This is a genomic window from Paenibacillus sp. FSL W7-1279 (assembly GCF_037969845.1).
Classification (GTDB): domain Bacteria; phylum Bacillota; class Bacilli; order Paenibacillales; family Paenibacillaceae; genus Paenibacillus_AQ.
Genome location: NZ_CP150215.1, coordinates 504283 through 516768, shown reverse-complemented (window position 1 = coordinate 516768; position 12486 = coordinate 504283). Strand labels below are relative to the sequence as shown.

The window sequence follows — 12486 nt, the reverse complement described above, 5'->3', positions numbered from 1 at the left end:
TCTTATTTAGCGGGAGGTCAGATTATTGGAGCGTTTTGACCCGGAACTGGTCTTTTTTGAGCCGGACGCATTAGAGTATCCTCTGGGAAAGAAGCTGTATGCATGGTTTAAAGAATTAGGCACCCCTATTAAAATGACGACCTCTCACAATAGAGTGACTGGCATTCCAGGAGAAACGGAAACGGAGAAATACCGGAACGCCAAGAGAACCCTGGTTGTCGGGATCAGGAAAACATTGGATTTCGATACCTCTAAGCCGTCAGCGGAATATGCCATCCCGCTAACCACAGGATGTGCGGGACATTGTCATTACTGCTACTTGCAAACCACCATGAGCTCGAAGCCTTATGTCCGAATATATGTCAACCTGGATGAAATTCTGGATCGAGCGAAGCAGTATATCGCAGAGCGAGCGCCGGAAATCACCCGATTCGAGGCGGCTTGTACCGGTGACCCCGTATCGCTTGAGCATTTGACCGGAGCACTGGCCTATTACATTGAATTTATGGCCAAGCAGGAATATGGCAGACTGCGGTTCGTGACAAAGTTCGCTAACATCGATTCCCTGCTGAATATCCATCACGGCGGTCATACCCGGGTACGCTTTTCCATCAATTCCGATTACGTGATCCGTTATTTTGAACCGGGTACCTCTTCCTTCGATGAACGAATTGACGCAGCGGGCAAAATTGCCGAAGCCGGATATCCGTTAGGTTTTATCATTGCCCCAATCGTCAAATATGACGGATGGCAAGAGGGATATTGGCATTTGTTAGAGAAGCTTCATGCGCGATTGAGCCATGTGGAGGTCAAGGATCTGACGTTCGAGCTCATTCAGCACCGCTTTACCAAAACGGCCAAAAACACGATTTTACAGCGTTACCCCAAAACCAAACTGAATATGGACGAGGAAGATCGGCAGTTAAAATGGGGGAGATACGGAAAGTTCAAATATGTCTATAAGGCCGAAACCGTCGAGGAGTTCCAGCAGTTGTTCGAGAAGGGGATCAGAGAATATTTTCCTTTTGCGAAAATTGCCTATTTTGTTTAATGGCAGAAACTTGAGGGACCCGAAGCAGGGTTTATAATGTTCCTTCAACAACATAACGGACACCTCACGGTGCCCGTTATTCGTATGATCTGTATCTATTTTTCATCGCAGGGTCACAATCTCTTCGTTCTTGTGATCTTGCTCGTACATCCAAACCTTAATCTCATTGATATCCATCGGCTTTCCGTAATAATAACCTTGCATGACATGGCAGCCAAGTCCGGTCAAAAAGTCGATATGCTCCTTGTTCTCTACACCTTCCGCAATGACATCCAGATTCAAATTCTCTGCCATAAGAACGATGGCGTTAACGATGGCACGCTTGCTGGGCGTGTCCAAATCATTGGTAAACTGTCTGTCCAGCTTTAAAGCATCAATTGGAATCCGGTCCAGGAGCCCAATCGAGGAATAGCCGGTTCCGAAATCATCCATGGAGACCTTAACCCCCAAGGACCTGATATTCCCAAGCTGGCGGATAATATCATTGACATCGTGCAGCACCATGGACTCCGCTATCTCAAGCTCTAATAAGCGAGGTTCCAGATTCGCCTTATCCAGCACGTTCTGAATAAGCTCCAGCAGATTGTCGCCATGGAATAAACGAACCGATAAATTCACCGAGACCGGCTGGACAATCCCTCTCTCCTGCCAAATTCTGCACTGTTTGCAAGCTTCCTCAAGCGTCCATCGGGTCATCGGTATAATGAGCCCCGTCTCTTCGGCAATCGGAATGAATTCAAGCGGGGATATCACGCCCAAGCGGGGGTGTTTCCAGCGGAGCAGCGCTTCGAATCCGACCAAGCGATCACTTTGCACATTCCATTTGGGCTGATACACAATGAAGAACTCCTTCAGTTCAAGCGCTCGTTGCAGGTCCTTCTCCAATTCCATTTTGCGAACCTCTTGAAGACCCATCTCCTCGTCATAGAGGCACTGCTGATTCTTGCCGAGTCCCTTCGCTTTATACATGGCGGTATCCGCATTCTTGAGCAGCGTCGTACGGTCAGAGCTATGAACGGAGCCGATGCTGATTCCGATACTTGCCGTCACATACAACTCGTTACCGTCAATATAGTACACGTTTTTTATTCGTTGGAGTATATCATCAGCTAAATGCTGGGCATATACCGGGTCGCTTTGCTTCAGAATAATCAGAAATTCGTCCCCGCCGATCCGGAATACCTGCTGGCCGTTTCCAATGAATTGACGCAGTCGCTTACCTACTTCCTGGACCAGCAGATCTCCAACATTGTGACCCAGCGTATCGTTGATCGCCTTAAATTGGTCCAAATCCAGAAACAGGATCGTAATCTGCTCTGTCTCGGAATTCGTCTCGAAGAATCGGTTCATTTCATTGCGATTAGGCAATCCCGTGATCGTATCCTGATAGGCCAGCTTTTCCAGCACATGCCGATCAAAGAACATCGCCCCCCAGGAGATCAGCAGGATGGCAAAAATCGCGACCGTTACACCATACAGAAGCAGAAAATCGACAGACTGCGGCTGCTTCGTAAGCATACCGGCATGAGCCTCAAACCGTGCAGCTTTCATTCCTGTATAATGCATTCCGCATACGGCGAAGCCCATGACAACCGCCGAACCCCACTTGAGAAAGCTGGATTTGGGATGATTCCGAAAACGGAGAAACAATAGCAAAGCCGCATAGGAGGCTACCAATGCAATGATGGCGGACAGTACCCAAATGCCGGGATCATAACTAATTTCGGCATGTATGACCATGGCCTCCATTCCCGTGTAATGCATGATAACGATGCCGCTTCCCATAATGAAGCCGCCAATGGCGATTTTGAACCAGTTAATATTTCTGGGCATCGTAATATAAAACGCGATGAAGGAGGAAACCACGCTGACGAGCATCGACATGATGGTCAGAAAGACATCGTATCTCACATTCATATTCATGTGCATCGCCAGCATGCCGACAAAATGCATGGACCAAATGCCGCTTCCCATGACCATGGCCCCGCCGAAAAGCCAAAAAAACTTGGATTTACCGTTCGCATCTGAAATTTTCGACGTAATATTTAAAGCCGAGTATGAAGCAAGTATAGCAATCGCAATTGAGAGCCCAACAATATAATAGTTATAATTGCCGTCCATCTGAGCTGCACACACCCCTTTTGTGAGTAATTCTTAAGCCCTATGAAGATCATACGTTTCCTAGCGGATAACGTTTCTATTAATTCACGGTGACTCGCCCCGGTGCATATCAGAAAAAAGCAATGTTTATTTCCGCGGCTTCACAGCCCTGCACCATATCCATATTATATCTTTAGTAACTATTCAATTTCTCGACAAACAGAGAAATGTTCGAACGCTCCCGAATCGAGATGAGTCTAAAGAACTAAATTATTCTGCAGGTATCTCGACTTATCCTCTGCCCTATGAGAAATGATGAGCGACAACACTCTATTTGGAAAATAAAAAAAGCTGCGGGTCCTTTATTAGGTCAGCAGCTTATATTTTGTCTGTCCTCAAGGTGTGACTACCTTCGCTTTCCCATTCAAGTACATCTCGCCCCATTCACAGATTTGATCAAGGATCGGTTGCAGCGAAACGCCCATTTCACTCAGCTCGTACACGACCTTAGGCGGCACTTGATTAAAGACCGTTCGCGTGATAATCCCGTCCTCCTCCAGCTCCCGCAGCGTCTGGGTTAACATTTTCTGCGTAATATCCGGCATCTGCTTCTTAATTTCACTCGTTCGCTTGGGGCCATAACTTAAGTGACACAGCACAATGACCTTCCACTTGCCGCCGATGACGTCCATGGTCGCCTCAGACGGAATATTGTATTGTCGCTCCCCATTCATAAGAACTTCTCTCCTTTTTGAACGTAAGTGGCATATCTCTAACAACAGGCACTTTGGGGTACTAATGATACTTTTAGGTGCTTATAGAACAATTAAGTGCGTACTTCCTTTCCGTCATTATATGTTACATAATCCCCTTATACCAGTACTGCATCATAAAAACATGGGGGTGAAATAACATGCAGCGTATTTACATTGCCGGAGGTTATGGCGTAATCGGGTGTGCCGTTGCCCGGCATATCCGAACGATCAATCAAGAAACCGAGATTATTCTCGCCGGAAGGAATCCCGAGAAGGGGAGCTTATTGGTACAGGAGCTAGGAAACGCCCGCACCGCTTTTTTAGATATCCGCCAGGGTCTGGCTCCAGGGGAGCTGGATCAAGCCGACCTCATCGTTTCTACGATTCAGGATCCGGCCGACTTCCTCATTCAAGAAGCCCTCGCAAAAGGAATTGCACATATCGGAATCACGAAGCTTGCCGACGAGCTGACACCTATGCTATTCGCCATGCAAAGTCATCCCCCTCAAGCACCCATTGTCCCTCTGGGACATTCGCAAGCAGGGATTCTGACCTTGGTCGCATATCAGGAGGCGAAGTCTTTCCAAAGCGTCCAATCGATCGGCTTGGCGGGTCACTATGATGAACGCGATCCGATGGGCCCTATGACGCTGGAAGATACCGAAGGGTTTATCAACCGTGCCCTTATCCGGGAAAACGGGAGATGGAAATGGGTTGAGGCTGCAAAGTATCCGAGGAGCATAAGTCTTTCTAATGGTCTTCGGGTAGAAGGCCATCCCATGAGTTTATTGGATATTCCAAGCCTCGCGGCTGTTACGGGAGCGCCTAATATTCGATTCGACTTCGCCATCCATGACTCCATAGGAACACGGGCTGGAGGCAGAGCCTCCCAAGACCTCTACATTGACCTTGAAGGCGTACTTCTTGACGGCCGTTACGCGAAACGGAGAATCACGTTGACCGATCCGAAGGGACAGGCGCATTTTACGGCCCTCGGTATTCTCCTGTCCATTGAGCGCATTCTTGGCTGGGACGGCTCATCTCCTGCTCCCGGAGGCTTCTATCTACCGGAAACGCTGGTTCCTCTTGAAACCGCAATGGCACGTATTGAACAATTTGGCATTCAAATTCGAAGAGAAGAAAGAGTAGGTGAACCCTCATGAAGGTATTAACAGTTGTTACACATCCACGTGAAAATTCCTTTACATTTGCAGTAACCGAGAAGTTTGTACAAGGGCTTAGGGACGCCGGGCATGAAGCGGAAATTCTGGACCTCCACCGCATCGGTTTCGATCCGGTCCTGTGGGAGGCAGACGAACCCGATTGGTCTGACCCTTCCAAGATCTATTCTCCTGAGGTTGAGGCTGAAATCGCACGGATGAAGGAGCACGACGCGCTGGCCTATATCTTCCCGGTATGGTGGTACGGAGTACCTGCCATGCTGAAAGGGTATATCGATCGTGTCTGGAATCATGGCTTCGCTTACGGCGGAGGCTCAAAGCTTCATCACCAACAGGTGTTATGGCTTGCGTTAGCAGGGGCTTCGGAGGATCATTTCGCCAAGCGGGGCTATGATCAGATGTTATCCCTTTCCCTCAATGTTGGAATGGCCGACTACTCCGGAATCAAGAATTCCCGTGTGGAATTCTTCTATGATACGCTAGAGGCCAGACCGGAGCATATGGAGAGTTTGCTCGAACGAGCTTATCAGCTGGGATTGCATTATGCCGATTCAAATAGTGCATTGCACGGTTCCTAAGAACACAACAGCCTTAGTCCACGATGAATCCTGGACAAAGGCTGTTGTCGGATTAGCATAAAAGATGAACACAGAAGCTTACGAGTTACGCATTGCTGCTCGTTTCGATGGATTCATTCACCTCGATCAGTTCAACAACGGCCTCGCTCTTCAGCGTATTGCCGATCGTGCAGGCTCGTTCTACAACAGATTTCAGCTTCTCCTTGTAGGCGGGATCCAGCGTTTGCGGCAGCGTGACATGGACGTTAAAATGCGAGAACTTATTGCTTTTATCTTCTGCCTTTACCGACGACACTTCGATATGAATGGAGGATTTATCATAATCCACGCCGTCGTAAGCCATTATTTTTTGGAGCGAAATGGATACGCATAGCGCCAGGGACGCCTCCAGAAGTTCTCTCGGAGACAAACCGCCCTCCAGATTCGGGCCGTGGTTTCCGACGAGCTGAACCCCAGCCTCATTGAATATCCGATCCTGACCCTCTACGATTTTTAATGTTGTCATGTTCTTAGCCTCTTTTCTTTTTGTCTTCGTTCAGGATGAACGGCTCTCATCAACAAGATGGCAAGCTACCTTCTGGTTGGGCCGAACTTCTCTTAAAGCCGGAACTTCTGCCTTGCAGACATCCGTTGCAAAGGGACAGCGCGTATGAAAAACACAGCCGCTCGGCGGAGATAAAGGGGACGGGATTTCCCCCCGCAATATCACCCGGTCCTGTAATCGGCTGCGGGTAAAGTCGGGTACCGCTGAGAACAGCGCCTTCGTATAGGGATGCAACGGCTCATGGAATAGATCATCCGTTAAAGCTTCTTCCACGATTTTCCCGAGATACATAATGCCGATCCGATCGGAAATATACCGAACCACGCTGATATCATGCGTAATAAATAATAGCGTTAATTTCAATTCCCGCTGCAGACGCTTGAGCATATTTAAAATTTGCGACTGAATGGAGACGTCCAGTGCCGAGACCGGCTCGTCGCATACGATAATCTTCGGATTCATGATAAGCGCGCGCGCCAAGCCCAGACGCTGGCGCTGACCGCCCGAGAATTCATGAGGAAAACGGAAATAATGCTCCGGCTGCAGGCCCACGGTTTTCAGGATGTGAAATACTTTTTCCCGACGCTCTGCCTTGTCTCCCATTTTATGAATAATCAGGGGCTCCTCCAGAATTCGGCCGATTCTTTTCCTCGGGTTAAGCGAAGAGAACGGATCTTGAAAAACAAGCTGTACGTCCTTGCGGAATTTCCGGATTTCCTTCCTCGACATCGCAGCCAAATCCCGGTCCCGGTATAGAACCTGACCTTGGCTTGCCGGGGTTAATCCTAGGATCGTACGCCCCGTGGTAGTTTTACCGGAACCGGATTCTCCGACAAGTCCGTACGTCTCTCCCTCTCTTAATTGAAAAGAAACATCCGTTACGGCTTTTACATATCCCTTGGCGCCCCATAACTTACCGAAGGATCCGTATACCGGGAACTGCTTGTGAAGGGAGCTTACCTTTAAAATCGAATGATCAGCTGTTTGTTCCAACGGTTGTCTCCCTCCCTTTCGACTCGTTTATGGCCTCGTAATGCCAGCACTTCACTCGATGGTCCATATGTGCCGTTTGCATCGGCGGCTCCGAGGTACGGCATAATTCATCGGCATAAGGGCATCGCGTAGAGAAGCCGCAGCCCTGCGGAATATCCGTCAGAGAGGGCACCGTTCCCTCAATGACATGAAGCTCATCGTTTCTGTCTCCTTCCAGCTTGGGGATCGATTGGATCAGTCCCTGCGTATAAGGATGGAGCGGTTTACGAAACAGCTGTTCCGTGGGGGCTTCTTCCACGATTTGCCCCAAGTACATCACTTTCACGCCCGTACAAATTTCCGATACGACACCCAGATCATGCGTGATAAACAGCACGCCCATGCCCATTTTGCGGTTCAAATCGGCGATCAGCTCCAGAATCTGCGCCTGAATCGTTACGTCGAGCGCGGTTGTCGGTTCATCCGCAATCAACAGGTTCGGCTCACAGGAGAGTGCCATGGCAATCATCGCCCGCTGCTGCATTCCTCCCGACAGCTGATGGGGATATTCATCCACCCTCACCTCCGGAGATGGAATACCCGTCATCCGCAGAATCTCAATGGCTTGTTGACGAGCTTCCTTCTTGGACTTCCTCTGATGGAGACGAATGGCTTCCCCGATTTGATTACCTATCGTATACACGGGACTTAGGGACGTAAGCGGGTCCTGAAAAACCATGGAGATTTTGTCGCCGCGGACCGCCCGTAATTTAGAAGGCGAAAGAGACAGCAGGTCCTGCTTCTCAAACAGGATCTCCCCCTCGTACTCGATCGCATCCGTATGGTCCAGCAGCCTCATGATCGATTGGGACATGACGCTCTTTCCGCTGCCGGATTCTCCGACAATGCCGATGATATCGCCTTTATTCATGGAAAAACTGACTCCGTTCACGGCCGTCACTTTCCCCCGCTCGGTATGAAAATGCGTTTTTAGATTTCTCACTTCCAATAGAGGCTCGTTATTCATGAAAATACCTCCAGCTTTATATTCATGACTTTCTCAACTTTTGCTTCACGCGGGGATCCAGCAAGTCGCGCAGCCCGTCGCCCAGCAAATTCAGACTGAGTACAGACAAAACGAGCGTGGCCCCGGGGAATACGACCATCCACCATGCCTTATAAATAACTAGTTTGCTTGCTTGCAGAATGTTCCCCCAGCTGGCTTCAGGGGCAGGAATGCCCGCTCCGAGAAAGCTTAGCGCGGCCTCGGATATAATGGCTTCAGCAAATACGAATGTCGCCTGTACCAATAGAGGCGACATTACATTCGGCACGATGTGCTGCCATATGATGCGCGTTGCGCTTGCTCCCTGGACATGCATCGCCTCGATGTAGGTTTGCTCGCGTACCACCAGCGCGGCCGAGCGAACGACCCGGGCAATATTCGGCGTGAACACGATGGTTAGCGCCGTGATGACATTGATGGCGGATGCGCCGAGTGCTGCCATTAAGGCAATGGCGAGCAGGATTCCCGGAATCGCGATCAACCCGTCACAGATGCGCATAAGAATATGATCCAGCGTTTTATAATACGTCGCATAGACGCCGATCACGAGCCCCAATGCCGAGGACAGCAGCGCAACCGCCAGTCCTACGCTGATCGATACCCTGGCACCGTAGAGAAGCCTGGTTAACAAATCCCGGCCAAATTTGTCGGTACCCAGCCAATGCTCGGCCCCTGGCGGCGTTAAACGGTCTACAACTTTCATGTCGTACGGGCCGTAGGTTGTGAAGAGCGGTCCGATCAGCGCCAGAATTACCAATAAAACAAAGATGGTCGCTCCGATCAACAGCCCGTAGTTCGACCTCAATCGGCGATATCCTAGTGCACGCTGCTCTTTTTTCAGCTTTTTACTGACTTGAGCGACGTATTCTTTTTCCTGAACAGTTGCCATCCAATCACACCTCTTTTATTTGCGTTCCAAACGAACACGCGGATCAACCGCGCCATACAGCAAGTCGATAATCAAGTTGATGGTGACGTACATGAGTGTGACAACAAGCACCACGCCTTGGATCACTGCAAAATCTCTTCTGGCAATGGAATCTAAGATCAATTGACCCAATCCGGGAATATTGAATATCGCCTCCACAACCACGGCCCCTGTCACCAAAGTGCCGAATGTTTGTCCAATAACGGTCAGAATGGGCAGAAACGCGCTCCGAAACGCATGTTTGAACAGCACCTTCATTTCATGCAGGCCTTTGGATCTGGCTGTCTTGATGAAATTCAAATTCAGCACTTCCAGCATGGACGAACGGGTCATCCGCGTGATCAGGGCCGCCTGTATGGTCCCAAGCGAAATACCGGGAAGAATCAGATACTTTATATGTTCCCAGAGCCCGCTGCTCAGCGGTTCATATCCAGCGACCGGCAGCCACTGCAGCTTGACGCCAACAAACAGCATGAGGAACAATCCCAGCAAAAAACTGGGTAAGGCCATGCCCAGCAAGGACATCCCCATCAGCGAATAATCTGCGATGGACCCTCGCTTGTAAGCAGCGATAATCCCGAAGGGAATCGCCAGTATAATTGCGATAACCTGCGCCAGAATGGCTAACGATAGCGTTGGGGTGATATGCTCCGCGATGGCTTCGCTAACCGGCTGATTCATGAAGATCGAATCCCCCAGATCTCCCTTAAATACGTTGGCTACCCAGCTTGTATACTGTTCGAGTATCGGGCGATCTAAGCCCAGATCTTGATTCAGCTTCTGTATTTCCTCCTGCGACGCCTCCATGCCCAATATCGCCGCCGCCGGATCTCCTGGCGTAATGTGGATGATCAGAAAAATAGCGATGGTGACAACGGCCAGCACGGGAATCAGCGACAAAAGTCTTTTCGTAATATAAGCCAGCACTACAAATCCCTCATTTGTACATGGTCTATGAATCCAATTTCAAAAAAGGAAGGTGTTATCGAAGTTACTTCGGTAACTTGTAACACCCTCCATATATGCTTACTTCGCTACTTTGGCATTCCAGACCACCGGCGCTTCAAACAGCTCGAAGCCTTCAAGCTTCTTCGTTGTGGCGACGACGCCATTATAATGTCCGATCACGGTGGAGGAGGCAAATTCGTACAGGAAGCCCTGCAGTTTCTCCCATTCCTGCTTGGCGGCTTCCGGCGTGGCTGCCCCGCGAATATCGATCAGTGCCTGCTTGACCGTTTCATTGTCGAGTCCGGCCCAATCCGGATTGACGGCCAACAGCTGCGGCGGCGTAATCTGATAGCCCGTGCTCGCAACGAAAATGTCCCACTTGGAGCGGTCGTTCTTCGTTTCCAGGAACGTCGGGAAATCGAAGTTCTCCACTTTTACGTTCATGCCGATCTGACGAAGCTGCTCCTGAATGACCAATGTGGCCGTGTACATCTCGTTATAGTCTTTGGTCGTCAGCAGCGTGATTTCTTCGCCGTTATAACCGGCCTCTTGCAGCAGCTGCTTGGCCTTCTCCGGGTTCGACTGGTTGTAATACTCCGCTCCGGCTTCGGTCGACCATTGGACTTGGTTCGTATTCAGGTAACCCGGTGCCAAGGAGTATAAATCCGGCTTGGCAAAGCTCGCCAACATGATCTCCTCATTATTAAACGCGGCGAGAATGGCCTGGCGAATCTTCACGTCCTGTAACAATCCCTCGCTGGTATTGAAAAATGCCGTCAGTGCACCACCAGGGAACGAAAGCAAATTGATATTGTTGTCGGCAGCAAGCTCATCATAGCTTTCGATCGGAATGCTATCCGCCACATCGTACTGTCCGGTCTTCACGCCTGCAATCCGCGTGGAGTGGTCCGTGACGAAATGGAAGTACAGATTCTGGGTAGGAGCTTCTTTTCGCCCGTCAAATCCGCTCGGCTCCGTATCCGCCACCTGATAATAATCGTCGTTTCGCACCAAATGTATGTACTGATCCTGCTTCCATTCCTGGAATTTATAAGGACCCGTACCGATGTACTCCTTGATCCCGTCAGCCGGCGCTGATTCTACAATCTCTTTCGGCATGATGGAAGGGAACTGCGCTTGCGATGCAATAAGAATCAACACGTCCGACGTAGGCGCCTCTACGGTCAGCTTCACGGTATACGTATCGACGGCTTCGAATTTAGCATTCGTCAGCAGCACCTTCGCACGGGACGAAGTCACCAGCCAGCGGTTCATCGATGCTACAACATCCTCGGACGTCATCTCTTTCCCGTTGTGGAACTTCACGCCTTGGCGAAGGGCGAACGTATACGTTAATCCATCCTCGCTTCGTTCGACGGACTCTGCCAGAGCAGGTACAGGCTCATAGTTTGCGTTCAGTGTGTACAACTGCTCGAAGATGTTGCCTGCCGTATCCAGCGCAACCGCCGATACCGTCAAGGCCGTATCCAACGTGGGCGGCTGAGCCGTAAGCGCGATGTTCAGCTCGTCTTTGTACTCTTTCTGCTCGGTTTGCTTTTCACTTCCATTGTCTTCAGCTGCTCCCTCTGCAGCCTGATCGGAACCGCTGCCGCATGCCGCGATCAACAGCATCAGCACGATCGACGATAAGAGTAAACCTAACTTTCTGGCTTTCATTGTAATCCCCCCATGTAGTAGACATTTGCATATGAAATGTATGCATCATGCTCTGTCAAAACTCGTGAAACGAACGCACCCCTAAATTCTAAGTTATCTGGTAGGTTTAATAAGTTATGCACATACTAATGGATTCGGAATTTGCTGTCAATGCAATAATTGATCGTGCTAGAATTAATTTCCTGTTCACGAAAATTAATAGATTCAACATGCAAGGATTTCGTTCCTCTCCATGGCATCAACCTTCGCAGCCAGCCCTCCCGCTAAATATAAAAAAGCCCTGGTTCCGTCTTTCGAACCAAGGCTGCGTTTATTAAAGTGGCAGATCGCCTTGCAGAATCTTTTCCCTACGCCCTTTCATATACCACTGCCCCCACGGATGGAGTTTGTCGAATACTCCGCCGCAGGCATGGAACAGCTTGATATACCGACCCATTTCTCTCAGCTTCATGAAATACGGGATTTCTCGAAGCCATTTCTCCTCCAGATGATGCTCCAGACGGTATCCTTCCAGGAACGGGATCAGAAACCTGTCCAGGTCCGAATCGGCTCCTTCGGTTAAACCTGAGAAAAACGCGGCTACCGCAATGTCATCCACGAACCATGAATATCGGCTCGCATCAAAATCAATCAGACACAATGAATCCTCATGCACGAAAAAATTGCCGTAATGGAAATCCGCATGG

12 protein-coding genes are annotated in these 12486 nt (G+C 49.7%); 3 read left to right on the top strand and 9 right to left on the bottom strand.

The annotated features are described in order from the left end of the window. The first annotated feature begins 25 nt into the window (after positions 1 to 25). Positions 26 to 1051, top strand: coding sequence for a spore photoproduct lyase (splB, locus tag MKY82_RS02145; protein ID WP_339295384.1), 1026 nt, complete (start codon positions 26 to 28; stop codon positions 1049 to 1051). 102 nt (positions 1052 to 1153) lie between these two features. Here splB and MKY82_RS02140 read toward each other — a convergent pair whose 3' ends face one another. Together MKY82_RS02140 and MKY82_RS02135 are read right to left on the bottom strand one after the other, a co-directional pair. Beyond that, positions 1154 to 3172, bottom strand: coding sequence for an EAL domain-containing protein (locus MKY82_RS02140; protein WP_339295383.1), 2019 nt, complete (start codon positions 3170 to 3172; stop codon positions 1154 to 1156). Positions 3173 to 3546: 374 nt separating this feature from the next. After that, entirely contained in the window at positions 3547 to 3885 is a 339-nt protein-coding gene (locus MKY82_RS02135) for a helix-turn-helix domain-containing protein (RefSeq protein WP_216532872.1), read from the bottom strand. A gap of 179 nt (positions 3886 to 4064) precedes the next feature. Here MKY82_RS02135 and MKY82_RS02130 point away from each other — a divergent pair, with 179 nt between their 5' ends. Both MKY82_RS02130 and MKY82_RS02125 read left to right on the top strand, forming a co-directional pair. Beyond that, on the top strand, positions 4065 to 5069 hold the full coding sequence (locus MKY82_RS02130) for a hypothetical protein (RefSeq protein ID WP_339295382.1): 1005 nt from the start codon (positions 4065 to 4067) through the stop codon (positions 5067 to 5069). After that, the gene (locus MKY82_RS02125; RefSeq protein ID WP_220686837.1) at positions 5066 to 5665 is read left to right on the top strand and encodes an NAD(P)H oxidoreductase; all 600 of its coding nucleotides are present in this window, start codon (positions 5066 to 5068) and stop codon (positions 5663 to 5665) included. Before MKY82_RS02130 ends, MKY82_RS02125 begins: the two co-directional genes overlap by 4 nt. A gap of 85 nt (positions 5666 to 5750) precedes the next feature. Here MKY82_RS02125 and MKY82_RS02120 read toward each other — a convergent pair whose 3' ends face one another. The 7 genes from MKY82_RS02120 to MKY82_RS02090 all read right to left on the bottom strand — a co-directional run bounded on the left by MKY82_RS02120 (position 5751) and on the right by MKY82_RS02090 (position 12440). Further along, on the bottom strand, positions 5751 to 6170 hold the full coding sequence (locus MKY82_RS02120; RefSeq protein ID WP_156088564.1) for an OsmC family protein: 420 nt from the start codon (positions 6168 to 6170) through the stop codon (positions 5751 to 5753). A gap of 30 nt (positions 6171 to 6200) precedes the next feature. Further along, positions 6201 to 7202 (bottom strand): oligopeptide/dipeptide ABC transporter ATP-binding protein, encoded by a 1002-nt coding sequence (locus MKY82_RS02115; protein ID WP_339221154.1) that lies wholly within the window; start codon positions 7200 to 7202, stop codon positions 6201 to 6203. Beyond that, on the bottom strand, positions 7186 to 8208 hold the full coding sequence (locus MKY82_RS02110; RefSeq protein WP_339221152.1) for an ABC transporter ATP-binding protein: 1023 nt from the start codon (positions 8206 to 8208) through the stop codon (positions 7186 to 7188). Before MKY82_RS02110 ends, MKY82_RS02115 begins: the two co-directional genes overlap by 17 nt. A gap of 22 nt (positions 8209 to 8230) precedes the next feature. Then, on the bottom strand, positions 8231 to 9136 hold the full coding sequence (locus MKY82_RS02105; RefSeq protein ID WP_339295381.1) for an ABC transporter permease: 906 nt from the start codon (positions 9134 to 9136) through the stop codon (positions 8231 to 8233). 15 nt (positions 9137 to 9151) lie between these two features. Further along, positions 9152 to 10102 carry an ABC transporter permease gene (locus MKY82_RS02100; RefSeq protein ID WP_339295380.1) on the bottom strand — a complete coding sequence of 317 codons (951 nt, stop codon included), beginning with the start codon at positions 10100 to 10102 and terminating at the stop codon, positions 9152 to 9154. A gap of 99 nt (positions 10103 to 10201) precedes the next feature. Beyond that, positions 10202 to 11800, bottom strand: coding sequence for an ABC transporter substrate-binding protein (locus MKY82_RS02095; RefSeq protein WP_339295379.1), 1599 nt, complete (start codon positions 11798 to 11800; stop codon positions 10202 to 10204). A 313-nt stretch (positions 11801 to 12113) separates the two neighbouring features. Beyond that, positions 12114 to 12440, bottom strand: a complete 327-nt coding sequence (locus MKY82_RS02090) for a hypothetical protein (RefSeq protein ID WP_339295378.1) — start codon at positions 12438 to 12440, stop codon at positions 12114 to 12116. Positions 12441 to 12486: the final 46 nt, after the last annotated feature.

Coding starts and splice junctions, on each gene's coding strand:
- MKY82_RS02140 (WP_339295383.1), bottom strand. CDS start 3,172: ATGGACGGCAATTATAACTATTATATTGTTGGGCTCTCAATTGCGATT.
- MKY82_RS02135 (WP_216532872.1), bottom strand. CDS start 3,885: ATGAATGGGGAGCGACAATACAATATTCCGTCTGAGGCGACCATGGAC.
- MKY82_RS02130 (WP_339295382.1), top strand. CDS start 4,065: ATGCAGCGTATTTACATTGCCGGAGGTTATGGCGTAATCGGGTGTGCC.
- MKY82_RS02125 (WP_220686837.1), top strand. CDS start 5,066: ATGAAGGTATTAACAGTTGTTACACATCCACGTGAAAATTCCTTTACA.
- MKY82_RS02120 (WP_156088564.1), bottom strand. CDS start 6,170: ATGACAACATTAAAAATCGTAGAGGGTCAGGATCGGATATTCAATGAG.
- MKY82_RS02110 (WP_339221152.1), bottom strand. CDS start 8,208: ATGAATAACGAGCCTCTATTGGAAGTGAGAAATCTAAAAACGCATTTT.
- MKY82_RS02105 (WP_339295381.1), bottom strand. CDS start 9,136: ATGGCAACTGTTCAGGAAAAAGAATACGTCGCTCAAGTCAGTAAAAAG.
- MKY82_RS02095 (WP_339295379.1), bottom strand. CDS start 11,800: ATGAAAGCCAGAAAGTTAGGTTTACTCTTATCGTCGATCGTGCTGATG.